The organism is Bradyrhizobium sp. 25ACV, assembly GCF_054863005.1.
Genome location: NZ_JAVAYO010000011.1, coordinates 81,694 through 108,213, shown reverse-complemented (window position 1 = coordinate 108,213; position 26,520 = coordinate 81,694). Strand labels below are relative to the sequence as shown.

At 64.9% G+C, this 26,520-nt stretch carries 26 protein-coding genes; 16 read left to right on the top strand and 10 right to left on the bottom strand.

Features of this window, described 5'->3' with window-relative positions; genetic code table 11:
* Window positions 1-45 precede the first annotated feature (45 nt).
* The 6 genes from RAD04_RS24665 to RAD04_RS24640 all read right to left on the bottom strand — a co-directional run bounded on the left by RAD04_RS24665 (window position 46) and on the right by RAD04_RS24640 (window position 6,220).
* A complete protein-coding gene (locus tag RAD04_RS24665) occupies window positions 46-573 on the bottom strand; it encodes a hypothetical protein (protein ID WP_461625846.1) in 528 nt (175 codons plus the stop codon).
* A gap of 172 nt (window positions 574-745) precedes the next feature.
* A complete protein-coding gene (locus RAD04_RS24660; RefSeq protein WP_461625845.1) occupies window positions 746-1,735 on the bottom strand; it encodes a hydroxyacid dehydrogenase in 990 nt (329 codons plus the stop codon).
* A gap of 34 nt (window positions 1,736-1,769) precedes the next feature.
* Entirely contained in the window at window positions 1,770-2,870 is a 1,101-nt protein-coding gene (locus tag RAD04_RS24655; protein WP_028144588.1) for an ABC transporter ATP-binding protein, read from the bottom strand.
* Between the two features lie 6 nt (window positions 2,871-2,876).
* Complete coding sequence (locus tag RAD04_RS24650) at window positions 2,877-3,788, bottom strand: carbohydrate ABC transporter permease (RefSeq protein WP_091963585.1); 912 nt, start codon at window positions 3,786-3,788, stop codon at window positions 2,877-2,879.
* Complete coding sequence (locus RAD04_RS24645; RefSeq protein WP_104464616.1) at window positions 3,788-4,726, bottom strand: carbohydrate ABC transporter permease; 939 nt, start codon at window positions 4,724-4,726, stop codon at window positions 3,788-3,790. Before RAD04_RS24645 ends, RAD04_RS24650 begins: the two co-directional genes overlap by 1 nt.
* 153 nt (window positions 4,727-4,879) lie before the next feature.
* The gene (locus tag RAD04_RS24640) at window positions 4,880-6,220 is read right to left on the bottom strand and encodes an ABC transporter substrate-binding protein (protein WP_461625844.1); all 1,341 of its coding nucleotides are present in this window, start codon (window positions 6,218-6,220) and stop codon (window positions 4,880-4,882) included.
* Between the two features lie 468 nt (window positions 6,221-6,688).
* Between RAD04_RS24640 and RAD04_RS24635 the strand changes: the two genes are divergently transcribed.
* Window positions 6,689-7,486, top strand: a complete 798-nt coding sequence (locus tag RAD04_RS24635) for a Spy/CpxP family protein refolding chaperone (RefSeq protein WP_461625843.1) — start codon at window positions 6,689-6,691, stop codon at window positions 7,484-7,486.
* A gap of 111 nt (window positions 7,487-7,597) precedes the next feature.
* A complete protein-coding gene (locus RAD04_RS24630) occupies window positions 7,598-7,975 on the top strand; it encodes a response regulator (protein WP_028144593.1) in 378 nt (125 codons plus the stop codon).
* Between the two features lie 134 nt (window positions 7,976-8,109).
* Here RAD04_RS24630 and RAD04_RS24625 read toward each other — a convergent pair whose 3' ends face one another.
* From RAD04_RS24625 to glk, 3 genes are all read right to left on the bottom strand, one after another.
* The gene (locus tag RAD04_RS24625) at window positions 8,110-8,265 is read right to left on the bottom strand and encodes a hypothetical protein (RefSeq protein ID WP_461625842.1); all 156 of its coding nucleotides are present in this window, start codon (window positions 8,263-8,265) and stop codon (window positions 8,110-8,112) included.
* A gap of 142 nt (window positions 8,266-8,407) precedes the next feature.
* The gene (locus RAD04_RS24620; RefSeq protein ID WP_028136378.1) at window positions 8,408-8,611 is read right to left on the bottom strand and encodes a hypothetical protein; all 204 of its coding nucleotides are present in this window, start codon (window positions 8,609-8,611) and stop codon (window positions 8,408-8,410) included.
* Between the two features lie 151 nt (window positions 8,612-8,762).
* The gene (gene glk / locus RAD04_RS24615) at window positions 8,763-9,776 is read right to left on the bottom strand and encodes a glucokinase (protein WP_461625948.1); all 1,014 of its coding nucleotides are present in this window, start codon (window positions 9,774-9,776) and stop codon (window positions 8,763-8,765) included.
* Window positions 9,777-10,035: 259 nt separating this feature from the next.
* Between glk and pncA the strand changes: the two genes are divergently transcribed.
* From pncA to RAD04_RS24545, 14 genes are all read left to right on the top strand, one after another.
* Window positions 10,036-10,674, top strand: coding sequence for a bifunctional nicotinamidase/pyrazinamidase (pncA, locus tag RAD04_RS24610; protein WP_461625841.1), 639 nt, complete (start codon window positions 10,036-10,038; stop codon window positions 10,672-10,674).
* A 16-nt stretch (window positions 10,675-10,690) separates the two neighbouring features.
* Complete coding sequence (locus RAD04_RS24605; RefSeq protein ID WP_461625840.1) at window positions 10,691-11,806, top strand: alpha/beta fold hydrolase; 1,116 nt, start codon at window positions 10,691-10,693, stop codon at window positions 11,804-11,806.
* A 156-nt stretch (window positions 11,807-11,962) separates the two neighbouring features.
* Complete coding sequence (locus RAD04_RS24600; RefSeq protein WP_461625839.1) at window positions 11,963-13,996, top strand: NAD(+) synthase; 2,034 nt, start codon at window positions 11,963-11,965, stop codon at window positions 13,994-13,996.
* 32 nt (window positions 13,997-14,028) lie between these two features.
* Window positions 14,029-14,409, top strand: coding sequence for a GrlR family regulatory protein (locus RAD04_RS24595; protein WP_271591386.1), 381 nt, complete (start codon window positions 14,029-14,031; stop codon window positions 14,407-14,409).
* Window positions 14,410-14,500: 91 nt separating this feature from the next.
* Window positions 14,501-15,751, top strand: a complete 1,251-nt coding sequence (locus RAD04_RS24590; protein WP_461625838.1) for a DUF1236 domain-containing protein — start codon at window positions 14,501-14,503, stop codon at window positions 15,749-15,751.
* 448 nt (window positions 15,752-16,199) lie between these two features.
* A complete protein-coding gene (locus RAD04_RS24585) occupies window positions 16,200-17,015 on the top strand; it encodes a sugar phosphate isomerase/epimerase family protein (RefSeq protein WP_461618787.1) in 816 nt (271 codons plus the stop codon).
* A 23-nt stretch (window positions 17,016-17,038) separates the two neighbouring features.
* Complete coding sequence (locus RAD04_RS24580; protein ID WP_461625837.1) at window positions 17,039-18,676, top strand: ABC transporter substrate-binding protein; 1,638 nt, start codon at window positions 17,039-17,041, stop codon at window positions 18,674-18,676.
* Between the two features lies 1 nt (window position 18,677).
* Window positions 18,678-19,661, top strand: coding sequence for an ABC transporter ATP-binding protein (locus RAD04_RS24575; protein ID WP_461625836.1), 984 nt, complete (start codon window positions 18,678-18,680; stop codon window positions 19,659-19,661).
* Entirely contained in the window at window positions 19,658-20,644 is a 987-nt protein-coding gene (locus RAD04_RS24570) for an ABC transporter ATP-binding protein (RefSeq protein ID WP_461625835.1), read from the top strand. Before RAD04_RS24575 ends, RAD04_RS24570 begins: the two co-directional genes overlap by 4 nt.
* Entirely contained in the window at window positions 20,644-21,573 is a 930-nt protein-coding gene (locus RAD04_RS24565) for an ABC transporter permease (RefSeq protein ID WP_461625834.1), read from the top strand. The genes RAD04_RS24570 and RAD04_RS24565 overlap by 1 nt, the downstream gene beginning before the upstream one ends.
* Window positions 21,570-22,430, top strand: a complete 861-nt coding sequence (locus RAD04_RS24560; protein WP_461625833.1) for an ABC transporter permease — start codon at window positions 21,570-21,572, stop codon at window positions 22,428-22,430. The genes RAD04_RS24565 and RAD04_RS24560 overlap by 4 nt, the downstream gene beginning before the upstream one ends.
* A 271-nt stretch (window positions 22,431-22,701) precedes the next feature.
* On the top strand, window positions 22,702-24,552 hold the full coding sequence (gene ilvD, locus RAD04_RS24555; protein WP_461618781.1) for a dihydroxy-acid dehydratase: 1,851 nt from the start codon (window positions 22,702-22,704) through the stop codon (window positions 24,550-24,552).
* 386 nt (window positions 24,553-24,938) lie between these two features.
* Window positions 24,939-25,256: a hypothetical protein gene (locus RAD04_RS24550; RefSeq protein WP_028144607.1), complete on the top strand. Its 318-nt coding sequence runs from the start codon at window positions 24,939-24,941 to the stop codon at window positions 25,254-25,256.
* 242 nt (window positions 25,257-25,498) lie between these two features.
* The gene (locus tag RAD04_RS24545) at window positions 25,499-25,822 is read left to right on the top strand and encodes a hypothetical protein (RefSeq protein ID WP_091963737.1); all 324 of its coding nucleotides are present in this window, start codon (window positions 25,499-25,501) and stop codon (window positions 25,820-25,822) included.
* 172 nt (window positions 25,823-25,994) lie between these two features.
* Here RAD04_RS24545 and RAD04_RS24540 read toward each other — a convergent pair whose 3' ends face one another.
* Window positions 25,995-26,516 (bottom strand): GNAT family N-acetyltransferase, encoded by a 522-nt coding sequence (locus RAD04_RS24540; RefSeq protein WP_461625947.1) that lies wholly within the window; start codon window positions 26,514-26,516, stop codon window positions 25,995-25,997.
* Window positions 26,517-26,520 lie beyond the last annotated feature (4 nt).

Here is a 26,520-nt window from a genome sequence, read left to right as displayed (position 1 = left end):
GCCTCTCCCTTCGGGAGAGGTGTACGGAGACCTGCGGCCGGAGCGCTAGGCTTCGCCCTTGCGCTCGTAATCAGCGAGCGAGCTGCGGCCGGCGATCTCGCTGCGCAACTGCTCGAAGCGCCTGTTCGCCTCGTCCTCCTGGACGTCGACGAAATGCACCGCGGCCTCGCTCGTCATGGGGCCGCTGACCACGGGCGTGGACTGTTCGCCGATGGTCTCGTGGACGTAATACTGGCCGTCATCGCCGCGATGGACCGTCCATTTCAGCCGGATCGCGACCATCGGGCCGGGGCCGACCTTGCTATAGCCGTCGGCGTCGGTGTGCTCCGGCACCAGCGGCTGCTCTTCGACCATTGGATGCTCGTCGACTGGCTGATGCTCGTCGACCGACGGATGCTCGTCGACAGCCGAATACTCATCGACGACCTGATGCTCGTCGGGGTCCACGTGCTCGCGCTCTCCGGCAACCACGATCTCCGTCTCGGTCTTGCGAATGACGAGGACGGGCTCGGGGTGCTCCAGGATGCTGGCGATGGTCGCCAGCGCGTGGTCGGTCGGGTCGATCTCTGACAAGGGTTGATCCTCCAGCTCGGCGCGGCCGGCTAGTCCTGTCCCGCTGCCGCCGCGCTTCCGTCACCATTACGCGCGCTTGATTAAGGCTGAGTTGGGGCTCGATCTGCACCAAAATGGGACGCATTCTGGCCTTCCGAAGGCGGGTAGATTAATCCGCCCGCCTTCGGCTTGTTCAGCCCAGCACGTCCTGATTGATGATGTTCTGCCGGATGGGATCGCCGTCCAGCACGCTCAGGATATTGCGCGCGGTCTGCTCGCTCATGCGGCTCACCGCCTCCACCGTGACGCCGGCGACGTGCGGGGCGATGATGACGTTGGGCAGCGCGAACAGCGCGTTGCTGACCGGCGGCGGCTCCACCTCGAACACGTCGATGCCGGCGCCGGCGAGCTTGCCGGAGACCAGGGCGTCGTACAGCGCGGCTTCCTTCACGATGCCGCCGCGCGCGGTGTTGATGAGATAGGATTTCGGCTTCATCCGGCGGATTCGCGCCGCATCGAACAGGCCGACCGTTTCCGGCGTCTTCGGGCAGTGGATGGTGACGAAATCGACGTGAGGCAGCGCGGCGTCGAGGTCAGCGACGGGCTCGCAGCCGGCAGCCTTGATCTCGGCGGCGGGCTTGTAGGGATCGTAGACCTGCACGGTCATTTCCATCGCCAGGCACCGCTTGGCGGTACGGCTGCCGATACGGCCGAAGCCGATGATCAGCACGGTCTTGCCGTAGAGATCGAACGGCAGCATGCCGAGCCGGTCGGCCCATTTGCCGTCCTTGACGCAGGCGTGCAACTCGTTCGCGCGCTTGGCCAGCGTCAGCATCATGAAGAGCGCCTGCTCGGCGACCGAGGGCGAGTTGGCGCTGCCCGCGACCATCAGCGGCACCTTGCGGCGGGAGAGGGCGGGCACGTCGACGGCGTCGTAACCGACACCGATGCGGGTCACGACCTTCATGTCCTTGGACGCCTCGAGCTCGGTCTCGCCGAAGGCGGTGGCGCCGAGCGCCACGCCATGGACTGGCGCATGGCTCTTCAGCAAGGCCTCGAAATCCCTGGCTGAGATCAGGTTCGCAAACTCGACGAGCTCGATATCGTCCCGCTGGGTGAGGAGGGCGCGTGCCCCTTGCGACAAAGTTTGTGTAACGAAAATCTTCTTCTTGTTGGTCGCCATCGTCCCCTGCCTGCGCGAGTTTCTTGGACCGGCGTCACAACACGACGCCGGTCGCCTCGTTTAGCAGGTGCATGTTATTGAGGTCCATCGCCAAACGCATGGGTGCCCCGTCCTTGGCGCCGGCGTTGGGATCGACGCGGCCGCAGATCGGCGTGCCATCGAGCCCGAAATAGACCAGGGTCTCCATTCCCATCGGCTCGGTGACGTCGAGCACGGTGTCGAAGCTCTCGACGCCCGGCCCCAGATGCGCATGCGACTCGGTGAGATGCTCGGGCCGGAGGCCGAGCAGCAGCTTGTCGGTGCGCGGCAGCGCGTTGTAGCGCGCCGCGCGGGCCGGCGGCAGCGCGAACGCGATGCGGTCGGTGAGCCGGATCTGGAGCGTGCCGCCGGCGTCCTCGAGCCGGCACGGGATGAAGTTCATGGCGGGCGAGCCGATGAAGCCGGCGACGAAGCGCGTGGCCGGCTTGTGGTAGAGCTCGTTCGGGGTGCCGATCTGCTCGATCTTGCCCTTGTTCATCACAACCACACGGTCGGCCAAGGTCATCGCCTCGACCTGGTCGTGGGTGACGTAGACCGTGGTGGTGCGCACCTTTTGGTGCACCTTCTTGATCTCGATCCGCATCTGCACGCGCAGCTTGGCATCGAGATTGGACAGCGGCTCGTCGAACAGGAAGACTTTCGGGTTGCGCACGATGGCCCGGCCCATCGCGACGCGCTGGCGCTGGCCGCCGGAGAGCTGCTTCGGCTTGCGGTCGATCAGGTCGGTGATGTCGAGGAGGCGGGCGGCTTCCGTCACCCGCGCCTTGATCTCGGCCTTGGGGTAGTGCTTCAGGCGCAGCCCGAACGACATGTTCTCGGCGACCGTCATGTGCGGATAGAGCGCGTAATTCTGGAACACCATCGCGATGTCGCGGTCTTTCGGCGGCACGTCGTTGACGACGTCGCCGTCGATCATAATGTCGCCGTCGCTGATGTCCTCGAGGCCTGCGATCATCCGCAGCGTCGTCGACTTGCCGCAGCCGGAAGGCCCGACCAGCACGATGAACTCATGGTCGGCGATATCGAGATCGATGCCGCGCACGGCTTCGACATCGTCGTAACGCTTAACTACCTTCCGCAAAGCAACGTCAGCCATGAGACATCAACCCTTTGTCGCGCCGGCGGTCAGGCCGGCAATGTAGTAGTCCATCAGGAAGGCATAGATGACCAGCGGCGGCGCAGCGCCGAGCAGCGCGCCGGTCATGATCTGTCCCCAGTTGAACACGTCGCCCTTGATCAGCGTGGTGGTGATGCCAACCGGCAGCACCAGTTGATCCACCGACGTCGTGAACACCAGGGGATAGAGGAACTGCGCCCAGGACACCGTGAAGGCGAAGATGGTGGCGGCGATCAGGCCGGGCAGCGCGACGGGAATGAAGATCCGCGTCAGCGTCTGCAGCCAGGAGGCGCCATCGATGAGGGCCGCCTCATCCAGCTCCTTCGGGATCGAGGCGAAATAGCCGATCATGATCCAGGTGCAGAACGGCACGGTCAGCGTCGGATAGATGAACACCAGCACGTACCATCTGTTGAGCAGCGTGATGCCGGTCAACTCCTGGACGCCCCCGAGCACCTTGAACAAGGGGATGAACAAAAGGCTGTCCGGAATCAGGTAGGTGAGGAAGACGCCGGTGGCCAGCGTCGCCGAGCCCCAGAACTTCATCCGGGCCAGCGCGAAGGCCGCGGGAATGCTGATCATCATGGTCACGATCACCACGATGATCGAAATTATCGACGAATTCCAGAAGAAGCGCAGAAACTGGTTCGAGCTCAACAGCTCGACATAGTTCGATAGCGTCGGGTGAAACACCCACCACGGGTTGGTCGCCGCCGAGATCTCCGCGCTGCTCTTGAGCGAGGTGATCAGCATATAGACCGGCGGCGTCAGGAAGAAGATGGCGAACAGCACCAGGAAGAAATAGGACCAGCGCAGCGCCCAGACGCGGTCGCGGCTCATGCTGCCGTATTTGACCTTGCGGGACGGTCCGGCCTTGTCGATTGCGAGAGTGCTCATCAGGCTTCGTTTCCGCGTTTGTTGACATCACGCAGGATGAAGATCGCAGCGACCGCCAGGATCGGCACCATGAACAGCGAGACGCAGGCGCCGAGCGGAATGTCGCTGCTCTGGATGCCGACCTGGAACGCCCAGGTGGCGAACAGATGCGTCGTATCCAGCGGGCCGCCCGACGTCAGGATGCGCACGATGTCGAAATTGGCGAAGGTGACGATCAGCGAGAACAGGGTGGTGATGGCGATGATGTTGCGCATCATCGGCAAGGTGATGTGCCAGATCTTCTGCCACCAATTGGCGCCGTCGATCTCCGCGGCCTCGTACAACTGATCAGGCACGGATTTCAGCGCCGCCAGATACATGATGAGGAAGAACGGCGCGCCGTACCAGACGTTGACCAGGATGACGGAGAAGCGCGCCCAGAAGGTGTCCCCGAGCCAGGGGATCGGGCCGACGCCGAAGAAGGACAGCGTGTAGTTGAAGGCGCTGTAGGAGGGATCGAACAGCCACAGCCAGGCCAGTGTGCTCATCGCGGGCGGAATCACCCAGGGGACCAGCAGCATGCCGCGCCATTTGCGCTGCTTCTTGCCCGGAATGTTGTGGACGAAATGCGCGACGATGAAACCGATCAGTGCCTTGAAGACCACCGCGGTGATGGCGAAGATGCAGGACTGCCGCACCACCATCCAGAACGTCTCGCGCTTGAACAGGAAGGTGAAGTTGCTGAGGCCGACGAACTTGGTCATCGCCTTGTTCAGCGTCGCGAGGTAAACCGAGTAGAAGGCGGGGTAGAGCACGAGCAGGGCGATCAGAAGGATCAGCGGCAGCGTCAGGAAGAACGCCACCGTCGATTTCCGCCCGAGCGCGTTGCGCAGGCTTGATCCCTTCCGCGCGCCCCTTGCACGGACGACGCGACCTTGCTCGACGACGACATCGGCCATCTCAGCTCCCTTGAGTCAGCGCTGTTGAGCCAGCTTCTTTGCAAACTGTCCAACCGCGAAGCCGGCCATTGGGTCGGCTTCCCGGTCATGCGAATCCGATGACGGGATGCAGGCGGCTCACGCAGATGGCGTGAACCGCCCGGCACACCCCGGCTAGCTCCGCATGAAGCCTTCGCACTCGCCCTCGGCCCAGGCGAGGGCCTGATCCATGGTCTCGCCGCGCGCAAAACGCAGCGCCATCTTGGTCAGCGTCGCCTGGAAATAGATCTGCTGCGCGATCTTGGGCGGTGCCGGGGAGGCCGCGATCGACAGCGTCTGATGCTTGTAGGGATCGGGATAGTGAAACAGCGTTCCCTGCGGCGGTCCTTCCTCGGCCCATGTCTTGAGCTTGGTCATGTTGGCGTAGGCCGGCAAGTCGTAGCCGCCGCTGACCGCGACGAACTTCTCGATCGACGACGGCGAGGACATGTGAACGAGCAGGCTCTTGGCCACCTCCTTGTTCTTGCCGAAGCTCCAGACACCCCAGAAGTAGGGCAGGTACGGTGCGAACCGGCCCTTCGGACCGGACGGGAAGCCGTGCGTCCAGCACTGCTCGGCAACCTGCGGCGCATCGCGCTTGGCGACGGCCCAGGCGCTCGGCGGATTGAGGATCATCGCGCCGCGGCCGGAGATCAGCCATTTGTTGTTCGACGCGTCGTCCCAGGACGGCGCATCCGGCGGCAGGAAGGCGATCAGCTTCTTGTAGAACTCCATGGCCTGGCGAACCTGATCGGTCTTCACCGTGATGTCGCCCTTGGCGTTGACGAGCTCGGCGCCGAACGACTGGAAGATCGCGCCGGCGGTGTCCACGCTGTCGGTGGTCTCGCCGAGACCGATGCCGAACGGAACGCCGGCCTTGTGGCAAGCCTCGGCAGCCTTCAGGAAGGTCTCCATGGTCCAGTTCTCGACCTTGGGCGGGCCGCCGGCCGGATACATCTCCTGCACGTCGATGCCGGCATGCTTCTTCATCAGATCGATGCGGGAGCAGGGGCCCTTGATCTGGCTACCGGGTGTCGCGGGCACCGCGAGCCATTTGCCGCCCGACTGACCGAGATATTTGACGGTGCCGTTCACCTCACCGTTCTGCTTGAGGAGCGGCTCCATGACGTCGTTGAGCGGCTCGAGATTCTCGGAATAGGCCTGCGGCCACCAGCTTGGCATCTGCAGGATGTCGTGACCGGACTTGGCCTGGGCTTCGGCCGCAGCGGTCAGCTCGATCTTCTTGTTGTTGCTGGTGATGTAGTCGATGGAGACTTCGACCTTCTCCTTCGCGGCCCATTCATTGACGAGATCGGTCGAGGCCTTGTTAGCGCCCGGCACCCAATGGTCCCAGAAGCCGATCGAGAGCTTGCCGGCGGCGTAAGCGCCCCGGACATAGGGCGCTGCGATCAGCGCCGCGGAGGACATTGCAGTGGCAGCCACAAATTGACGTCGCGTCAGTGTCTTGCGTGACATCTCGTTTCCTCGCCTGGGTGTTTGTTGTTGGAGTTTCCTCTAAAACTTCTTTTCCGAGTTCTTGTTGTTGGATTTTCTTATTGATGCCGTCGGCCCAAGTGAACAATTCACGCAAGCCGCAGCAAATTGGTAGCGCGATCAGATCATGATTGACCGCGTCTGTCGAGAAAGCCGAACGGCTTGCGCCTAGAACTAACGTTGCGTCCTCGAACGCGGCAGCGCTGTGCCGGCGGTGAGCTGCGATCGCTTGTTTTGCGACGCACACTTCGCGAGAACCGGCCTGGAACGATCCGTGCGCAATTACGCCGCAGTTTCGAATAAGCCTGCATAACCGCTTCGCGCGAAAGACTTTTCGGGCGTGGACAGCATTCAGCCTCGTCTGGACCGCGACGCGGCGGAAACGATAGAGTTGCAGCTGGCGGGTGACTCCGCCCCAACAGGCCAGTCAGATCGACGATGGAGACGAGAATGATCAACCCGGCGCCGTCTGCGCGGCTTCACATGCGGCGATGGCTCGCGCTGGGGGCCGTACTTACGCTGCTGCTCGGTGCGGCCGCGGTGGCCCAAGCTCAAGGCTTGGTCAAAGGCGTTCAGGACGGCGCGGCGGCCGGAAACAAGGCGGCTGGTCCCGTCGGTGGCGTGCTCGGCGGTGCAATCGGCGGCGTGGTCGGCGTTTTCACCGGCGTGCTCGGCGTCGGCAACAACAATGGCAATCAGGCCCCGGCCGCCAAGGATGCAGGCAAAGACGCCAAGCAACAGGGCGCGGCCAAGGACAAGGATGCCAAGGACAAGGATGCAAAGGGCGCCAAAGCAGGCAAGGGCGCCAAGGCGAGCAAGGAGGCCAAGAACGCACCGCAGGGCAAGGACAATAAGGATGTCACCGTCCTCACCCAGACCGGCGCGCCGCAGCAGACCGCCGAGCAGATCGTCGCCAACAGCGATTCCTATATCGAGCGGATCAAGACTCAGCTGAACCTTACGGCTGATCAGGAGAAGCACTGGTACGGCTTCTCGAGCGCAATGCACTACCTTGGGCATAATGGTGCAGAGCGGCTCAACTTGCGGGTTGCGCGCGCCAAGCGGGATCCGCCCGACGACATTATCGAGCAGATGCGCAACGAGGCGCAGTTCCTGATTGACCGCGCCGCCGACCAGCGCAATGTCGCCGACGCCGCTGAGCCGCTGTTTTCGAGCCTCGATGACAAGCAGAGGCAGGTCTTCATTCAGGAGATGGTGCGGCTGAGCCACGAGCGAGGATTGGATTGATCAAGTTGAATCGGATCGGGCGCGTGTGAATTAACGGCGCCCTCCACGAATTCGTGAATCTTCTCCGCAATTGAGTTATGATTAGTTTGGCAAGCTGACTGCGGGGTTGATATGGCGGACGGACTCTCCGTTTTCCTGGTCGAAGACGAGGCGTTGATCCGGATGATGATCGCCGACATGGTGGTGGAACTCGGCCACCACGTCGTCGCGGAAGCGGACAATGTCCGGGACGCGAGCGCGTTCGCCATGACCGCGCAATACGATATGGCCATCCTCGACATCAATCTGATGGGCGTCTACGTCGATCCCGTCGCCGACCTGATTGAACGTCGCGGAAAGCCGTTCATGTTCGCCACGGGGTACGGTCCGGAACTGCTGCCGTCCTTGCTCCGGCGCAGACCGATCCTGCGCAAGCCGATCGCAATGGATCAGCTCAAGGCGATGATCGATTCCATGTTTCCGGGAGCCCCGGTCAAAGCGCCGCACTAAGTGACGGCAAGGCACCGCACCGGTAACGGCGAAGACGCCGCACTGAGTGACGGCGACGACGCCGCACTGAGATAGCCCAACGAAAATGGCCGCCCGTCAGGGGCGGCCATTTGGCGAGGGAATCTGTCACGGTCTCACATCAGGCCAGCGCCGAGGTCGATGCCGTACGCCATCAGGCCGAACGAGGCGACCAGGCCCGTGCAGCAGACCAGCAAGATGGTCTTGAAGGACGAATCGGCGAAACGCGTTTCGACGACGGCCGGCATCGCGGCGATCGAAATCATGCTCATGTTCATTGCCCCCTTGTTGACCCTGAATTGCATCAGGTGAGGGAACCCTTAGAGCAAAAAGTTTGACGTCGGATTGCGAGGCATCGTTAACGGAAACGCAAACAAATCTCGCATTCGCAGCCGCCGTGATGGATTGCAAGTCTCAGTTGCGGCCGTTCTTCAGCACCCTGGCAATGGTGTGGGCCGTCATGGCCGCGCGGTCGGAAGCGCGCTGGGCGGCCAGCCGGTCTCGGGCCTTTTCCTCGATCAGAAGGTCGATCAGCGCAAGCCGCTTGTCTTCGTCATCCGCCTCGCTCAGCAGGCGATGATAGCGGTGGTAGTCGAAACCCAAATCCTGCTTACGCATGTCACGCCCCCGCAACTACGCCACACACAAACACACGGCAGGATTGTTTCTCATCCGGAACACGCAGGCAAGCACGTTCCTTCGTGGAACCGCGCGTGCGCGGCAATCAGCTGTGTATTAATGGAACCATGAGCAGGGAGGACGACCGACTTCAGTTTGGATTGGAATCGGCGAACATCTTCAAGCCGACGAAACTCGCGTCTGGCTTGGTCACGAGCTTGGTCGGGATGTTGCGCAGGTAGTCCTGGAAGCGCCCCTTTGCTTCGAAGCGCGCCCGGAACGCAGAGGCGAGAAGGAACTCGGGGAAGCGCGGCACGATTCCGCCGGCGACGTAGACACCGCCGCGGGCACCGAACGTCACCGCGAGATTGCCGGCGACCGACCCAAGGATGGCGCAAAACATCTCCAGCGTTGCGCGGCTGACGGGACAACTGTCCTCCAGCGCGGCCTTGGTGATGGCGGCGGCGTCGCGATGCGGCACCTGGGCGCCGTCAACCTCGGCCAAGGCCTCGTAGAGGTTTTGCAGCCCGGAACCCGAGAGCGCGCCACGCTCGATGGAGACGTGGCCAAGGCGTCGGCGCAAGCACGCAATCACACGTTCCTCGCGCTCGTTCTCCGCCGGCAGGGTCGCATGTCCTGCTTCGGTGACGACGGCGAGGCGCGCGCCATGGCGTTCGACCAGACAGGAGACGCCAAAGCCGGTTCCGGGGCCGACCACCAGCCACGGCTCTCCGGGCAGGCCATCCTGTCCGCCGAGCGGGATCAGATCGGCAGGCCGCAAGGCGGGCAGGGACCAGGCCACCACCTCGAAATCGTTGAGCACATGGACGCTGTCGAAGCCGAGAGCCGGCTGCAGCTCGTTGCCGTCGATGACCCAGGGACTGTTGGTCATGACGCAGCGGTTGTTGGTGACGGGACCCGCCACGGCCAGCACGGCTCTTTGCGGTTGCTCGCCGCCGGACCGGCGCGCCAGCACGTCCGCGATGGCTTCCCGGACGGTCGGGAAGTCGGCGACCTTCACATAATCGATCGGTCCGGTCTGGTCGCCGTTGCCCAACTCGCCACCCAGCTCGCCGTGGCCCAATTCGCTCCGGATCAGCGCGAAGCGCGCATTGGTGCCGCCGATATCGGCGAGAAGTATCTGTCCTGTCTTGCCGATATTCATGACTTCGTGGCCGCCGCCGCCTTGCGGCACGACAACCCTGTCCTCCAGTCCTTCGACCCGATCCGCGCAGTCACGGACAGTGCGAGAATCCGCCCTTGGGTGCGCCTAGTCAACACGGACGAGGCCAAACCGTTGCATCATGGCGGTCTTCCCATGACCAATTCGCGCGGGGCTTCGTACGGCGTGGGCGGTTGCGAAGCTGTGCAGGAAGGCCGACACTCAGGGGACTTGTCCGGCGCCGGCGCGCCGGGCACATCGAATGAGACCGGCGATGAAGATTTCCGACCGCGACGTGCTGCTGGTGATCGACGTGCAGAACGATTTCTGCACCGGCGGAGCGCTTGCCGTTCCCGGCGGCGAGAAGGTCGTCCCTGCCATCAACCGAATCGCCCAAAAATTCGCCAATATGGTGCTGACCCAGGACTGGCATCCGCGCGACCACGTCTCGTTCGCGCCGAACCATGCGGGCAAGCAGCCGTTCCAGACCATCGAGCTCGACTACGGCACCCAGGTGCTCTGGCCGGCGCACTGCGTGCAGGGTACCTCGGGTGCGGAGTTCCATCGCGATCTCGACGTGGTCAGGGCGAGCCTCGTGGTGCGCAAGGGCTTTCGCCGTGGCATCGATTCCTATTCGGCGCTGTTCGAGAACGACCAGCGGACGCCGACGGGCCTCCTTGGATATTTGCGCGAACGCGAGCTGAAGACCGTGTTCGTCGCCGGCCTCGCGCTGGATTTCTGCGTTCGCTTCTCGGCGGAGGATGCCCGCAAGGCAGGGTTCGAGGTTGCCGTCATCGAGGACGCCTGCCGCGGCATCGATCTCGACGGCTCGGTCGCCGCGGCCCATCGGAGTTTTCGCGACCTCGGCATCTCCATCGTGAGCCTCGAGGCGTTCCTGTGACAATCGTGAGATAGCCATGGTGAAGCAGGCCGGCAAACAGAGCGGCGCGCAAGGACCCGTCCCGGACGACCCGTTGCTGTGGCCGTTTGCAGCGGCGCGCCTCGCTATGGACAGCTGCTTCTGGTGGCTGGAGCGCGGTCCGGCGGAGCAGGACGATAGCACTCTGCCCTGGACGACCCCGAGCACCGTCGCGCTGGAGCTCACGACCATGCGCCTGCGCGATTGCTCGCAGGCGCGGTCCGGTCAGCCGACGCTGGTCTGCGCGCCCTATGCGCTGCATCGTGCCCTGATCGCCGATTTCGCCCCCGGCCACAGTGTGGTGCAGTCGCTGCAAACCCGCGGCATCGACCGGGTCTATCTCACCGACTGGCGGTCGGCGACGCCGGATATGCGCAATCTCTCGATCGACAGCTATCTCGGCGATCTCAACGTCGCCATCGATGAGATCGGCGCGCCGGTCGATCTGGTCGGCTTGTGCCAGGGCGGCTGGCTGTCGCTGCTTTATGCGGCGCGCTTTCCGGCCAAGGTGCGGCGGCTGGTGCTGGTCGGCGCTCCCGTGGATCTGTCGATCGAGTCCTCGTTGTGCCGGCTCACCCGCAACGCGCCCGAGATGGTCTACGACCAGCTCGTCGCACGCGGCGGCGGCAATGTCCGCGGCGAGGAGATGCTGCGCTTCTGGTCCAAGGCGCCGGACCGCGACGACATCGTAACGGCGTTGCAGAGAGACCTGTCGGACGAGGAGGGCGCGGCGCTGCTCGCGCGGTTCGACCGCTGGAACGCCGAGACGCTCGATCTGCCGGGCAAATATTATCTGGAGATCGTCAACCGGATTTTCCGGGAGAACCAGATCGCCGCCAGCAGTTTCGTCGCTCTTGGCCGCAGGATCGATCCGAAGGACGTCAAGGCGCCGGTCTTCCTGCTGGCCGGGCTCGACGACGAGGTCGTGCCGGCTGCACAGGCGCTCGCCACAGCCGGTCTCGTCGGCACGGCGCCGGCCCTCATTGCAGCGGCTTCCGAGCCGAGCAATCACCTCGGCCTGTTCATGGGCGCGCGCACCCACGCGCACGCCTGGCCGCGGATCGCGGCGTGGCTGCGCGACGATCTGTCCGGCGTGCTGGCCCGCAGCGCCTGAGCCCGCCAAGGGCGCTGGGCAGATGGCGCTGGGCAGACCGCGGCGCAAATCCGTTATGCATGACGGCGGATGGCCTGCACGGGACCGGGTCGATGGGCTACATAGGGTCTGGAGCTGACGGCTTCGGCAGCGAAGAGATTAAGGGTACTGCGCTCGATGACTTTCCACTCGATCTACGCCCACGGATTTGCGCGCGTGGCGGCCTGTGTCACCACGTCCCATGTCGCCGATCCCTCGGCCAACGCGAAGGCCGTGCTGGCGGCGGCCAATGCCTGCCATGAGCAGTCGGTGGCGGTCGCGGTGTTTCCCGAGCTGTGCCTGTCCGGCTATGCGATCGAAGACCTGGTCAAGCAGGATCCGCTGCTCGATGCGGTCGAGCGCGGCCTCGTAGGCCTCGTCGAGGCCTCCGCGGGACTGATGACGGTCCTGATCGTCGGAGCGCCGCTGCGCTTTGGGCATCGCATCTACAATTGTGCCGTCGTCATTCACCGCGGCAACATCCTCGGCGTGGTGCCGAAGACGTACCTGCCCACCTACCGCGAATTCTACGAAGGGCGGCATTTCGCCTCCGGCGCCGGCATGGTCGGAGAGACGATCGCGTTCGGCGGGCTGCATGCGCCGTTCGGCGTTGACCTCTTGTTTGCGGCCGAGGACGTTCCGGGCCTCACCATCGGCGTCGAGATCTGCGAGGACATGTGGATTCCGGTGACGCCGGCCTCGGAGCTGGCGCTTGCGGGCGCGAGCGTGCTGATCAATCTCTCGGGCAGCCCGATCACGATCGGCCGGGCGCGCTCGCGCGCGCTTCTGTGCCAATCGACATCGGCGCGCTGCCTCGCGGCGTACGTCTATTCGGCCGCTGGGGCCGGGGAATCGACCACGGATCTTTCCTGGGATGGCCAGACCTCGATCTACGAGAACGGCGTGCTGCTCGCCGAGGGCGAGCGGTTCCGCCAGGGCGGCCAGATCACGCTGGCCGACGTCGATCTCGATCTGCTCAGGCAGGAACGTGCCTCGATGGGGACGTTCGATGACAACCGCCGGCAGCGCGAGGCGTTTTTCCGCAAAGTGACATTCGCCCTGAAGCCGCCGGCCGCCGACATCGGCTTCCTGCGCAAGGTCGAGCGCTTTCCGTTCGTGCCGAGCGACGAAAGCTTGCTCGAGCAGGATTGCTACGAGGCCTACAACATCCAGGTCGCCGGCCTCGTGCAGCGCATGCGCGCGACCGGCACCAAGCGCGTCGTGATCGGCGTGTCGGGCGGGCTTGATTCCACCCATGCACTGATCGTCGCCGCCAAGGCAGTCGACCTGCTCGGCCTGCCGCGCGAAAACATCCTGGCCTACACCATGCCGGGCTTTGCCACCGGCAGTGAAAGCAAGACCCATGCTTTGGCGCTGATGCAGGCGTTGCAGACGAGTTGGCAGGAGCTCGATATCCGCACCACCGCGACGCAGATGCTGAAGGATATCGGCCATCCCTTCGGCAACGGCCAGAAGGTCTACGATGTCACCTTCGAGAACGTGCAGGCGGGCCTTCGTACGGATTACCTGTTCCGGCTCGCCAACCATCACGGCGGCATCGTCATCGGAACCGGCGATCTCTCCGAGCTCGCGCTCGGCTGGTGCACCTATGGCGTCGGCGACCAGATGGCACATTACAACGTCAATGCCGGCGTGCCGAAGACACTGATCCAGCACCTGATCCGCTGGGTGATCTCATCGAAGCAGTTCAGCGACGACGTCAACCGGACGCTTGGCTCGATCCTGGCCGCCGAGATCTCGCCCGAGCTGGTGCCGGTCGAGCCCGGCCAGAAGCCGCAGAGCACCGAAGCATCCGTCGGCCCTTACGAGCTGCAGGATTTCAACCTGTTCTACACGCTGCGGTTCGGCATGCGTCCGTCCAAGATCGCCTTCATGGCGCAGCACGCGTGGAAGGACGTCGCCAAGGGCGAATGGCCGCCGGCATTCCCGAGCGACCGGCGCAAGGCCTATGATCTCAAGGACATCCGCCGCTGGCTCGAGGTGTTCCTGCGCCGCTTCTTCGCCTTCAGCCAGTTCAAGCGCTCGGCGATGCCGAACGGCCCGAAGGTCTCGGCGGGCGGCTCGTTGTCGCCCCGCGGCGACTGGCGCGCGCCGTCGGATTCGAGCGCGGCGGCTTGGCTCGAGGATCTCGAGCGGAACGTGCCGAACTGATCGAAGCGGCGGATCGTTGGGGAGATGATCTGATGTCGGCAGGGGATGGAGCGGAAGCGGAAGAGGCCAGGGTCGTCAACGGCCTCTACATCTTCGACATCGAGATGCGCGACGGCAAGCGCGGGCAGGCGAGGGGCGTCGTCGTGCTGTGTGACGGACGCATCATGGGCGGCGACAGCTATTTCTACTACACCGGCACCTACACCTTCCGGAACGGCAAGTGGCGGGGCGACATGATCGTCAATCAGCACACCGAAGCGGTCGGCAGGACGCTTGCGTTCGGCGGCAGGGAGGTCACCTGCGGCTTCTCGGGCGACTACTCCGCCGGCGGCGCCGAGGTCGAAGGCATGGCACTGGTCGGCAAGACCAGCGTGACATTCACGGCCCGCCTCACATTGAAGGACGCGATGTAAATCCGCGTGATCGGCCCTCGTTCCTGCTCAGGAACCTTCGCACCCACTGAGCGTTCGCGTCTGTTATTGCGAATTGTCGAGGAGAGGGACCATGCGTCAACACTTGATGTTATCGACTGCGGCCGTCGGGCTCATGCTCGCGTCCGGCATCGCCTACGCCCAGGCGCCCGGTGAGCTCAGAGACGAGCCAAAACGGACCGAGGAACCGGCGAAAGGCGCCGCGCCCCAGCGCGGTGGTGGTGCAGCTCAAGAACGGGTCCAAGAGCGCGCCCAGGGCGCCCAGGAGAAGGTGCAGGGCGCCGGCCGCGAGGAGAAAGGCGGAGGCCGCCGTGCGGAGGAAGAGAAGGGACGACCGGGCACCGCCGCTGAACGCGGCCAGCCCAATGCGAAAGAGCAGGCCCAGGAGTCTCGCGAGCCATCGCGAGATCGCAACCGTGAAGCCGACACGGCGAAACAAGGTCGCGAGACCGGCAAGAGCAGCGCCGAGACGAAGCAGGACAAGTCTGCGCCGCAGAAATCAACCGCCGAGTCCGAGAAATCCAAGACCGGCCCGGCTGGCCAGCAGAACGAGCGGACGGGAGCTGCGGCCAACCAGAAAGAGCAGAACCAGCCTCCGCGCAATGCGGCCGAGCAACAGCCGGCGCAACAGAACAACCGGCCGGCCACCGCGACGGACACGAACCGCGCAGCTCCGACCAACAATGCGCAAACCGCGCCTTCCGGCACGCAAACCAATCAAGCCAATCAGACCACCCAGACCAACACGCAGGTTGGTCAGCAGACCAGCGTGACCACCGAGAAGCAGGTGCGGATGTCTGAAACGGTGAGTCGTGCGCGGTTGGCGCAACCCGAGCGCAACCTGAACATCTCGATCCGGGTGGGGGAGACGATCCCGCCGCGCGTGCGTCTCTACCGGCTGCCGCCGGAGATCGTCACGATCGAGCCCCAATATCGGGATTACGAGTATTTCGCGACCGACGATGACGTCGTCATCGTGGAGCCGCGGACGCATCGCATCGTCAGCCAGGTGCCGCGCGATCCGTCGCGAGCCCGCGCGCAGATGGGCGGCGCGGCCTCGTCTAACGTGGCAGCCGCTGGCAGCGCAACGAGCAATAGCGTGAATTGTCAGATCATGCGGCGTGATGCGTCGGGCAATGTCGCCCAGGCAGAGCCGTCAACTGTCGGCTCGACCGCGCGCACGGATTCGCTGAGCGTGACGGTTCAGATGCCGGATGGCAGCTCGTCCGCACCGGTCGCCCTTGGGGCGGCCGCCGGCAATATCGTGGTCGCGACGCAGGGGCAGGGCGATTGCACGGTGACGATCGAGCCGCAAACGCGCTGATCGAAAGACGACGCTGAAACGACAACGCGCCGCCCGGATGCCCCAACCGGACGGCGCGTTGCTGTGTTCAATCTGAAAGTTTCGAGGTCCGGAGTGCCTAGGAGTCCGGACCTCGTCACCTTGCCCCAGCCTTCAATCCCCCGCCCCATGTGGTCCCCCAACCCCATGTAGCGCGATCAGAGGGTGATGCCCGTGGAAGTGGCCGCCGATCGATGCACGCGATGTACGTGACATCGCCATAGGATTCCATTCCGGATCACTACGGACATAGATACCGCTTGCCATGTGCCCGTTCTGCATCGGTGGTCTGATCGCTGTTGCCTGTCCGCGGCACACGATCGGCAGGATGTCCACATCTCCTCGGCGCCGCGCAACCTCGATTTCACGGGCCTGTCATTGAACTGGTCTAGCGCTGCTCCCGTCATCGCTGACGGCGAAGGAGCAAGCCATGTCGAAGCCGGTGCTGGGCGCCGCATTGTCCATCAAATCGATCCCCGCGCATCGCGACTGGCTCCTCGACCGGCAGCGCGATCTCGAAATCCAGGATTTCTTCCGCGCCGATCTTCTCGACAGCGATTGGCGCAGCACGGCGGGCGAGATCAAGCAGATGCTGTCGGGCCATACCGGCCGACTCGGCATCCACGGTCCGTTCTGGGGCTTCAAGATCGACAGCCACGATCCGATGATCCGCCAGGCCGTGACCAAGCGCCTGCTCCAGGGCCTCGATGCCGCCGAGTTCCTCGGGGCGACGCAGATGGTGATCCATTCGCCGTTCACGACCTGGGATCACAACAATCTCGATCTCTATCCTGACAATCGCGGCAATCTCGTCGAACGCGTCAAGGCGACGCTCGCCGAGGTGATAGCCCGCGCCGAGACCATCGGCTGCGAGATCGTCATCGAGAACATCGAGGACAAGGATCCGCGCGACCGCGTCCGTCTCGCCAGGGCGCTCGAAAGTGCCAAGGTCCGCGTCTCGCTCGACACCGGGCATGCGAACTACGCCCACATCTCCACCGGTGCGCCGCCGGTCGACTATTACGTCGAGACCGCCGGCGACATGCTGACCCATGTGCATCTCCAGGACACCGACGGCTTTGCCGACCGGCACTGGGCGCCGGGCGAAGGCAACATCCCCTGGGTCGCCGTGTTCCGCGCCCTGGGACGGCTGAATTCCAACCCGCGGCTGATCCTCGAACTCCGCAACCACGACGACGTCCGCGCCGGCGCAGCCCATCTCGCGGCGCTCGGTCTCGCCGAATAACCGCATCATCTGGGGCTACCGCCATGAGCAAATTCACCCGTCGCACCATCCTGAAAGCCGGCGGCGCTGCCGCAAGCACGCTGCTGCTGCCGCGTTTTGCCATCGCGCAGGGCGACAACCGTCCGTCGGTGACGATCGCCGTGCAGAAGGTGACGAATGCGAACGTGCTCGACGTGCTGCGCGAGCAGTCCAATGTCGGCGAGCGCGTATTCTTCTCCTCGATCTGGGAAGGCCTGATCTCCAAGAACTGGCGCGGCAACCTCGAGGCCGTGCCCGGCCTTGCCACCGAATGGCGCCGCATCGACGACCAGACCGTCGAGGTGAAGCTGCGCCAGGGCGTCAAGTTCCACAACGGCGACGAGCTCACCGCCGAAGACGTCGTCTTCACCTTCAGCCGCGAGCGCATGTTCGGCGAGACCGAGGCCAAGAGCCGCTCAACCATCCAGGCCTTCGAGAAGATCCCGACGCCGCGTCCGGGCAAGGAATTGCCGCCGGACGTGCCGGCCGTTGCCCGCCGCATCTGGCCGGACCTCGTGCGCGTCGATGCCGTCGATAAATACACCGTGCGCTTCTACAACGCGACGCCCGACGTCACGATCGAAGGCCGGCTGTCGCGCTACGGCTCCGACATCATGAACCGCCGCGCCTGGGACGAATCCGCGAGCTATCTCGACTGGGCGCGCAAGCCGGTCACGACCGGCCCCTACAGGGTCGTCGAGCTCAAGCCCGACGTTTCGCTGACCCTCGAAGCGCATGACGAATATTGGGGCGGTCGTCCGCCGCTCAAGCGCATCCGCTTCCTGGAAGTGCCGGAGGTTGCCAGCCGCATCAACGGACTGCTCTCGGGCGAATACCAATTCGCCTGCGACATCCCGCCGGACCAGATCGCCGGCATCGAGAAGAACGCCGCGTTCGAAGTGCAGGGCGGCACCATCCTCAACCACCGCCTGACCGTGTTCGACAAGAACCACGCCCAGCTCGCCAATCCCTTGGTGCGGCGCGCCCTCACCCACGCGATCGACCGCCAGGCCATTGTCGACAGCCTGTGGGCCGGCCGCACCCTCGTGCCGAAGGGGCTGCAGTGGGAGTTCTACGGCGACATGTTCAACGCCGACTGGAGCGTGCCGGCCTATGATCCGAAGCTCGCGCAGGATCTGCTCAAGCAGGCCAATTACAAGGGCGATCCGATCCCGTATCGCCTGCTCAACAATTACTACACCAACCAGGTCGCGACCGCGCAGGTGCTGGTGGAAATGTGGAAGTCGGTCGGCCTCAACGTCCAGATCGAGACCAAGGAGAACTGGTCGCAGATCATGGAGCGCGCGCCCACACGCGCCGTGCGCGATTGGTCGAACTCCGCCGCCTTCAACGATCCGGTCTCCTCGCTGGTCGCCCAGCACGGCCCGAACGGTCAGCAGCAGCAGATCGGCGAGTGGACCAATGTCGAGCTGAACAAGCTCTCGGAGTTCCTGGAGACCTCGATCGACCGTGCCGCCCGCAAGAAGGCGTTCCGCCGCATGCTGGAGATCGCCGAGCGCGAAGACCCCGCTTACACGGTGCTGCACCAGAACGCGACGTTCACGGCCAAGCCGAAGTCGATCAAGTGGAAGGCGTCACCGGCGTTCGCGATGGATTTCCGCGCCGGCAATTTCGAGGCCTGAGGTGTCGCCGCTGGTCAGCATTGCAGGCCTGAGCGTCGCCTTCAGCGGCGTGCCGGTCCTGCGTGGTGTCGATATCGCTCTTGGCAAGGGCGAGGCTCTCGGCCTCGTCGGCGAGTCCGGATCGGGCAAGTCGGTGACGTGGCTTGCCGCGCTCGGGCTGTTGCCGCGGCACGCCAAGGTCTCGGGCTCGGTGCGGCTCGACGGACGCGAGATCCTCGGCGCGCCGGCCGCCGAGCTCGACCAGGTCAGGGGCGGGCGCGTCGCCATGATCTTCCAGGATCCGGCGAGTGCGCTCAACCCGGTCTTGACCATCCGCAAGCAGCTCTGCGAAGCGCTGTCGCTGCATCGCGATCTCCAAGGCAACGCCGTGAAGGCGGAGGCGCGACGGCTGCTCGATCTCGTCGGCATTCCCGATGCTGGCCGGCGGCTGGAGGCCTATCCGCACGAGTTCTCCGGCGGCCAGGTCCAGCGCATCATGATCGCGATGGCGCTCGCCGGAAATCCGGACCTCCTGATCGCGGACGAGCCGACCACGGCGCTCGATGCCACCATTCAGGCGCAGATCCTGGAGCTGCTCTCGACGGTTCGCCGCGAGCTCGGCATGGCGATGGTGCTGATCAGCCACGATCTCGGCGTCGTCGCGGAGAATTGCGACCGCGTCGCGGTGATGTATGCCGGCCGCATCGTCGAGCAGGCCCCCAGCAATCAGCTTTTCGCCGATCCCGTGCATCCCTATGCCCAGGGCCTGATCGGCGCATTGCCGCCGCTCGACGGACCACGCCGCCGTCTCACCGCCATTCCCGGCACCGTGCCCGATCCCGCGATGATGCCTGATGGCTGCGCCTTTGCGCCGCGTTGTACGCTGGTGTCCGAGCCGTGTAGCCGTGCCGCGCCGACCTTGGCGCCGATCGCGGACGGCCGCGCTGTTGCCTGTATCCGCGCCGAAGCTTCGCGCCGCGCGCTGCTCGGGATCGCCGCCGAATGAGCCCGCCGCTCGTCGAGGTGTCCGAAATCTCGCGCAGTTATTCGATGCGCTCCGGCATGTTCGGCCGCAGCACGGCGGTCCGTGCCGTTGATGGCGTGTCGCTCACGATTCCCAAAGGGCAAACGCTCGGCCTCGTCGGCGAGTCCGGCTCGGGCAAGTCCACCACCGGGCGTATCGTGCTCGGCCTGGAGCCGCCCGATAGCGGCGAGGTGAGGTTCGACGGCAAGCCGATGGCGGCGCCGGGCACGGCGGCCTGGCGCGCGCAGCGGGCACGCATGCAGATGATCTTCCAGGACCCGCTGGGCGCACTGGACCGGCGTTTGCCGGTCGCGGCGCAAATCCGAGAGCCCCTCGACATTCACGGCCTCGGCTCGCCCGGCGCGCGCGAGGAGCGCGTCCGCGAATTGCTGCGCGCCGTCGAGCTGACGCCTGCGCATGGCGCGCGTTATCCGGGCGCGCTGTCCGGAGGCCAGCGTCAGCGCATCGTGCTGGCGCGGGCGCTCGCCACAAAGCCCGATTTCCTGGTCTGCGACGAGCCGGTCAGCGCGCTCGACGTCTCGATCCAGGCGCAGGTGGTGAATTTGCTTGCCGACCTCCAGGCCCAGCTCTCGCTCACCTTGCTGTTCATCAGCCACGATCTGCGCGTCGTCAGGCAAATCAGCAATGTCGTCGCCGTGATGTATCTCGGCCGCATCGTTGAGATCGGCAGCGCGGACGATCTGTTCGCGCGCCCCGAGCATCCTTATACCCAGGCGCTGGTCTCCGCCTCGCCCGCGCCCGGCCGCCGCAGCGCAGGCCGCATCGTGCTCGCGGGCGATCCGCCCAATCCGGCCGCGCGACCGCAAGGCTGCGCCTTCCATCCGCGCTGCCCGCGTGCGATCGCGCGCTGTGCGCGCGAGGTGCCGGCGCTTGCGGCCGTCGGCGGCAACAGGCAGGTCGCCTGCCATCTCGTCACGGGCGCCGAGACACGGGACGCGGCGTGATGGGGCGGTATTTCGCCATCCGCATCGGACGCGCGGCGCTCACGATCGTGCTCGTCGTTACCTTCGCCTTCGTCGTGCTGCGTCTGTCGGGCGATCCTGCGCTGATGATTTTGGGACCCGAGGCGCCGCCCGAGGTGCTCGCGGCGTTCCGCAAGGCCTGGGGTCTCGATGATCCCATCTGGTTTCAGTATCTCGATTACTTCGGTGCCATCGCCAAGGGCGAGCTCGGCCGCTCCATGCGTGACGGGCGCCCCGCGATCGAGCTGGTGCTGGAGCGGATTCCGGCGACGCTGGCGCTGACCTTGCCGGCCTTCGCCTTCAAGGTCGCGCTCGGTGTTCCCGCCGGCATCTACGCCGCGCTGCATCGGGGCTCCGCAATCGACCGCGCCGTCATGATGACGGCGGTCGCCGGCTTCACCGTGCCGAGTTTTGTCCTTGCGCTGCTGCTGGTACTGGTTTTCGCCGTGCAGCTCGGCTGGCTGCCCTCGGGCGGGCAGGACAGTTGGCGCCACGCGATCCTGCCCATCGCAACGCTGAGCCTCGGCGGCGCGGCCGTGCTGGCGCGATTCACCCGCAGCGCGATGCTGGAGGTGCTGGGCCAGCCCTATATCCGCACCGCATCCGCAAAGGGCCTGCCGTGGCGCAGGGTGGTGACGTCGCACGCCCTGCCGAACGCGGCGATCCCGACCGTCACCATTCTCGGCTTCATGGTGGGCACGCTGATCGCGGGCGCGGTCGTGGTCGAGAGCGTGTTTGCCTGGCCGGGAGTAGGGCGGCTTCTCGTTGTTGCGGTCGCCAATCGCGACCTCGCCGTCGTGCAATGCATCCTGCTGCTGGTCGCGATGACCATGGTCACGTCCAATTTGATCGTCGACTTCCTCTACGGCTTCCTCGACCCGCGGCTGCGCGCGAAAGGAGCGCACGCATGACCGACGCGACGCTGAAGGATACCGCCGTCCGCCGCCGCATCAGCCTGCCGGCGATCCCGGTCTCGGTCGTGCTCGCGGTGACCTGGATCGTCGCGATGCTGGTCGTTGCAGCCTTTGCCGAGAAGATCGCGCCCTACGGCTTCACCCAGCTCGACCTGCGTAATCGGCTCGCAGCTCCCGGCAATGCCGCGCATTGGCTGGGCACAGATGAGCTCGGCCGGGACGTGCTGTCGCGGCTGCTCGTCTCCATCCGGATCTCGCTGCTGATTGCCTTCGGCGCGACGGCGATCTCGGCAGTGGTCGGCACCACGCTCGGCTTCCTCGCCGCGCATTTCCGAGGGGCCGTCGAGCAGCTCGTGCTGATGCTGACCGACTTCCAGGCCAGCATGCCGTTCCTGATCATGGCGCTCGCGGTGCTCGCCTTCTTCGGCAATTCGCTGCCGCTGCTGATTGGCCTGATGGGACTATTCGGCTGGGAGCGCTATGCCCGCATCGCCCGCGGCCTTGCCATCTCCGCCAATGCGCAAGGCTACGCCGCCGCGGTCCGCCAGTTAGGCGCAACGCCGCCCCGGATTTACCTCCGGCACATCCTGCCGAACATCGCCTCGACCCTGATCGTCTCGACCACGCTTGTTTTCCCCGAGGTGATCCTGATGGAGTCGGGGCTGTCCTTCCTTGGCCTGGGCGTGCAGCCGCCGATGACCAGCCTCGGCAACATGGTCGGCTACGGCCGCGAATATCTGACTCGGGCGCCCTGGATCATGCTGGCCCCGGCGACCACCATCGTGGTGACCACGCTGGCGGTTTCAGTGATCGGCGACTGGCTGCGCGACCGGCTCGATCCGACGCTGCAGTAGGACGTTCTCGTGTCCCGGACGCGCGAAGCGCGAGCCGGGACCCAGAGGCCGAGCACTCGCTGCCACATGGGCCCCGGCTCTGCAGCGCACCGTCGAAGAGACGCTGCGCTGCGTCCGGGGCACGTGAGAGACCCCGCGCCGGGAGCAGGGGAGCCCTGTCCGCCCCAAGTTCCCGTTGCGCGCGTTCCCCGCGTGCGCTATCCGGCCACAAAGGCCTGAGGCGGCACCAAATTTTCCCGCCCGGCCGGTCAAACCGAGGACGGAAACCGCCATGCCAGCCTATCGCTCCCGCACCACCACCCACGGCCGCAACATGGCGGGTGCCCGCGGCCTCTGGCGCGCGACCGGCATGAAGGACGCCGATTTCGGCAAGCCGATCATCGCGGTCGTCAACTCCTTCACCCAGTTCGTGCCCGGCCACGTCCATCTCAAGGACCTCGGCCAGCTCGTGGCGCGCGAGATCGAGCAGGCCGGCGGCGTCGCCAAGGAATTCAACACCATCGCGGTCGATGACGGCATCGCCATGGGCCATGACGGCATGCTCTACAGCCTGCCGTCGCGCGAGCTGATCGCCGACAGTGTCGAGTACATGGCCAACGCGCATTGCGCCGACGGCCTCGTCTGCATCTCCAACTGCGACAAGATCACCCCCGGCATGCTGATGGCCGCGCTGCGGCTCAACATCCCCGCCGTGTTCGTCTCGGGCGGCCCGATGGAAGCCGGCAAGGTCAAGCTGCAGGGCAAGACCAAGGCCGTCGACCTCATCGACGCCATGGTGGCTGCGGCCGACTCCAAGGTCAGCGACGACGACGTCAAGGTGATCGAGCGCTCGGCGTGCCCGACCTGCGGCTCCTGCTCGGGCATGTTCACCGCCAATTCGATGAACTGCCTGACCGAGGCGCTTGGTCTTGCACTGCCCGGCAACGGCACTGTGGTCGCAACCCATGCCGATCGCAAGCGCCTGTTCGTCGAGGCCGGCCACACCATCGTCGATCTCGTCCGCCGCTACTACGAGCAGGACGATGCTTCGGTGCTGCCGCGCAACGTCGCCAACTTCAAGGCGTTCGAGAACGCGATGACGCTCGACATCGCCATGGGCGGCTCGACCAATACCGTGCTGCATCTGCTCGCCGCCGCCCACGAAGGGCAGGTGGAATTCACCATGAAGGACATCGACCGGCTTTCTCGCCGCGTGCCCGTGCTGTGCAAGGTCGCGCCGTCGGTCGCCGACGTGCATGTCGAGGACGTGCATCGTGCCGGCGGCATCATGGGCATTCTGGGCGAGCTCGACCGCGCCGGCCTGATCGACACCTCGGTCTCGACCGTGCACGCGCCGACCATGAACGACGCGCTGGAACGCTGGGACATCAAGCGCTCCAAGAGCGAAGCGGTCCGCACCTTCTTCCGCGCTTCGCCCGGCGGCATCCCGACCCAGGTCGCCTTCAGCCAGGAGCGCCGCTACGACGAGCTCGATGCCGACCGCGAGAAGGGCGTGGTGCGCGACCTCGAGCACGCCTTCAGCAAGGACGGCGGCCTCGCCGTGCTCTACGGCAACCTCGCGCAGGACGGCTGCATCGTGAAGACCGCCGGTGTCGACGCCTCGATCCTGAAATTCTCAGGCCCCGCGCGCGTGTTCGAAAGCCAGGACGCCGCCGTCGAGGGCATCCTGGGCGGCAAGGTCGTCGCCGGCGAGATCGTGGTCATCATCTACGAAGGTCCGCGCGGCGGCCCCGGCATGCAGGAGATGCTCTATCCCACGAGCTACCTGAAATCGATGGGCCTCGGCAAAGCCTGCGCGCTCGTCACCGACGGCCGCTTCTCCGGCGGCTCGTCGGGCCTGTCGATCGGCCATCTGTCGCCGGAAGCCGCCGAGGGCGGCAACATCGGCCTGGTGCGCACCGGCGACCGCATCGCGATCGACATCCCGAACCGCAGCATCAGCTTAGAGGTCTCCGACGAGGAACTCGCCAAGCGCCGCGCCGCGGAAGAGGCGAAGGGCGATGCCGCCTGGCAGCCGGCTGCGCGCAAGCGCAACGTCTCGACCGCGCTGCAGGCCTACGCCGCGCTCACCACCAGCGCCGCGCGCGGTGCCGTGCGCGAGGTGAAGCGGCGTCCGAAATAACGCCTCGACACGCCTCAGGCGGGAGTCGCTTCCTCCGAAGCGCTCGCGGTCCCCCGCGAGCGCGCAGATGCGCTTTGCAGAACAGACAAATGAAGCCGGGACGGGGTCGCAAAGAAACGGCCCCCGCCTCCTGGGGTGTGGGCTATTGGGGGGTGGAGGCGAGAGCCGCTTTGCGAAGTGGGCACCCGACGCGCGGGCTCGCCCGCCAGGCCCTGTGAATTTAGTGTATTTGTGCTCACTTTGCTATTTAATTTTTATTTATTTTCGTTGTTTTTTTATTTAATCGTGCAATCCTAAGAAGAATAGCCGAAATCCATTTTTCCGAATCCGGCCAGGCGGTCGCCGTATCCTCCGCAACAGTCCGGATGCCATTAGCGGAGTAAGCCATGAGTCAATCTCCATCGCTCGTGCCGCACATGACGACAGACCGGGACGTCTATCTCGTGCTCGATGATTTCGGCCGGCGGCTCGGCCGCGCCTGGTGTGAAACTGCCGAGGAGGACGCCAATCGGGCGACCCTGCTCAGACATCTCGTCGAGGGGCAATATCTCCATCCGGCACGTGTCGTGGCCTTCAATACCGCGGAAGGATGGTCACGAGATGCCACCGCCGAAATAGCGGACGAGCTCCGCCGCCGCTTTGTCGAATTCGAGGAGACTGATCCCTCGCTGCTGGAGTTTTTGGAAAGAGCGGCGAGGCGCTGAAAGCTCGAGCTTGACGGAGGCGGATGAGCGCCTTTCGCGTTAATGCGCGTGGTCAATGAGTTCTTACCGATCGGCCGCGATCGGCCGTTCGCATTAAGGATGCCCCGACGAAGTTCGGCAGCCCTGGATTTTGCGGCGTATACTCGCGCGACCTTCGCAAATCCATTTTGGGCAACTGGGGCACCACCGCAATGTCTCGTACTCTCGCCGTCGTTTTTTCCACTGCCGTCGCCGCGATTTCCATGACGGGCGCAGCCTCCGCCGGCTGCTACAATTGCTACGCGCCGCCGCCGTGCCAGACCTGCTATCAGCAGCAATACGTCGCCCCGCAATACCGCACCGTCGACGAGACCGTGATGGTCTCCCCGGGCTCCGTCGTCGCGCACCGCACGCCCGCGCAGTACCGCACCGTGATGGTCCCGCAGACCGTGATGGTCGCGCCGCCGAGCGTTCAGTACGAGCGCATCCCCCCGCAATACGCCACGCGCCAGCGCGTCCAGATGGTCTCGCCAGGCTATTCCTATTACGCCCCGGTGCAGATGGGATGCGCGTCCTGCGGGTACTGAGCTAGAGGCAGTCACGAAGAACATTCGCGCGGCGCTCCTCAAGGGGCGTCGCTTTTTTTGCGCGGTGTAAAGGGAGCGGATCTTTGAACCGGTAAGCCCTTGTTGCCGAGCTACATGTATCAGAAGGCGGCAGTGTTTTGCGTGAGCTTGAGGCGTCGTCCGAGAGCTTCTATCAGGTCAGCGTCAGTACCATATGAACCGTATCAGGTTCGCGGCGTTCTGCGCGTTCGAACCCAAATCTGCCAAGGACCCTGAGCATCGCAGTGTTGTCCGGCAGCACTTCCGCGGTCAGTTCCTTCAGCCCGGCTTCGCGGGCAAGGCTGGTCAGGTGACGCAGCAGCAGTCCGCCGATGCCGCGTCCTTGCCAGGCGTCGATCACCATGAAGGCCGTCTCGGCGCAGCCCGGGCCGGCTGCGACATATCGCGCGCCGCCCACGATGGTGCTCCGACCTGCATTCGCCACGCACGCGACCAGCGCCACATGGTTCTTGAAGTCGACGTCGACGAAATAGGCGCGCTCCTTCTCGGAGAAATGACGTTTTAGCATGAAGAAGCGGCGCTGGAGGGACTGTGTGCCTACCTCGCCAAGCGCCGCCAGCATGGCGGCCTCGTCATCTGGCCGGAGAGCACGGATCTCCACGGCCGTACCGTCGCGGAGCTGTTCGTTTCGCGCGTAATTTGCTGCATTCGACATGCGT

Excerpts from the sequence above, each read along its gene's own strand:
- glk (WP_461625948.1), bottom strand. The coding sequence starts at position 9,776 with ATGAATATCGGCAAGACAGGACAGATACTTCTCGCCGATATCGGCGGC.
- RAD04_RS24600 (WP_461625839.1), top strand. The coding sequence starts at position 11,963 with ATGACTTTCCACTCGATCTACGCCCACGGATTTGCGCGCGTGGCGGCC.
- RAD04_RS24650 (WP_091963585.1), bottom strand. The coding sequence starts at position 3,788 with ATGAGCACTCTCGCAATCGACAAGGCCGGACCGTCCCGCAAGGTCAAA.
- pncA (WP_461625841.1), top strand. The coding sequence starts at position 10,036 with ATGAGACCGGCGATGAAGATTTCCGACCGCGACGTGCTGCTGGTGATC.
- ilvD (WP_461618781.1), top strand. The coding sequence starts at position 22,702 with ATGCCAGCCTATCGCTCCCGCACCACCACCCACGGCCGCAACATGGCG.
- RAD04_RS24585 (WP_461618787.1), top strand. The coding sequence starts at position 16,200 with ATGTCGAAGCCGGTGCTGGGCGCCGCATTGTCCATCAAATCGATCCCC.
- RAD04_RS24545 (WP_091963737.1), top strand. The coding sequence starts at position 25,499 with ATGACGGGCGCAGCCTCCGCCGGCTGCTACAATTGCTACGCGCCGCCG.
- RAD04_RS24630 (WP_028144593.1), top strand. The coding sequence starts at position 7,598 with ATGGCGGACGGACTCTCCGTTTTCCTGGTCGAAGACGAGGCGTTGATC.
- RAD04_RS24660 (WP_461625845.1), bottom strand. The coding sequence starts at position 1,735 with ATGGCGACCAACAAGAAGAAGATTTTCGTTACACAAACTTTGTCGCAA.
- RAD04_RS24540 (WP_461625947.1), bottom strand. The coding sequence starts at position 26,516 with ATGTCGAATGCAGCAAATTACGCGCGAAACGAACAGCTCCGCGACGGT.
- RAD04_RS24620 (WP_028136378.1), bottom strand. The coding sequence starts at position 8,611 with ATGCGTAAGCAGGATTTGGGTTTCGACTACCACCGCTATCATCGCCTG.
- RAD04_RS24590 (WP_461625838.1), top strand. The coding sequence starts at position 14,501 with ATGCGTCAACACTTGATGTTATCGACTGCGGCCGTCGGGCTCATGCTC.
- RAD04_RS24655 (WP_028144588.1), bottom strand. The coding sequence starts at position 2,870 with ATGGCTGACGTTGCTTTGCGGAAGGTAGTTAAGCGTTACGACGATGTC.
- RAD04_RS24580 (WP_461625837.1), top strand. The coding sequence starts at position 17,039 with ATGAGCAAATTCACCCGTCGCACCATCCTGAAAGCCGGCGGCGCTGCC.
- RAD04_RS24645 (WP_104464616.1), bottom strand. The coding sequence starts at position 4,726 with ATGGCCGATGTCGTCGTCGAGCAAGGTCGCGTCGTCCGTGCAAGGGGC.
- RAD04_RS24640 (WP_461625844.1), bottom strand. The coding sequence starts at position 6,220 with ATGTCACGCAAGACACTGACGCGACGTCAATTTGTGGCTGCCACTGCA.
- RAD04_RS24635 (WP_461625843.1), top strand. The coding sequence starts at position 6,689 with ATGATCAACCCGGCGCCGTCTGCGCGGCTTCACATGCGGCGATGGCTC.
- RAD04_RS24605 (WP_461625840.1), top strand. The coding sequence starts at position 10,691 with ATGGTGAAGCAGGCCGGCAAACAGAGCGGCGCGCAAGGACCCGTCCCG.
- RAD04_RS24565 (WP_461625834.1), top strand. The coding sequence starts at position 20,644 with ATGGGGCGGTATTTCGCCATCCGCATCGGACGCGCGGCGCTCACGATC.
- RAD04_RS24570 (WP_461625835.1), top strand. The coding sequence starts at position 19,658 with ATGAGCCCGCCGCTCGTCGAGGTGTCCGAAATCTCGCGCAGTTATTCG.
- RAD04_RS24550 (WP_028144607.1), top strand. The coding sequence starts at position 24,939 with ATGAGTCAATCTCCATCGCTCGTGCCGCACATGACGACAGACCGGGAC.
- RAD04_RS24625 (WP_461625842.1), bottom strand. The coding sequence starts at position 8,265 with ATGAGCATGATTTCGATCGCCGCGATGCCGGCCGTCGTCGAAACGCGT.
- RAD04_RS24560 (WP_461625833.1), top strand. The coding sequence starts at position 21,570 with ATGACCGACGCGACGCTGAAGGATACCGCCGTCCGCCGCCGCATCAGC.
- RAD04_RS24595 (WP_271591386.1), top strand. The coding sequence starts at position 14,029 with ATGTCGGCAGGGGATGGAGCGGAAGCGGAAGAGGCCAGGGTCGTCAAC.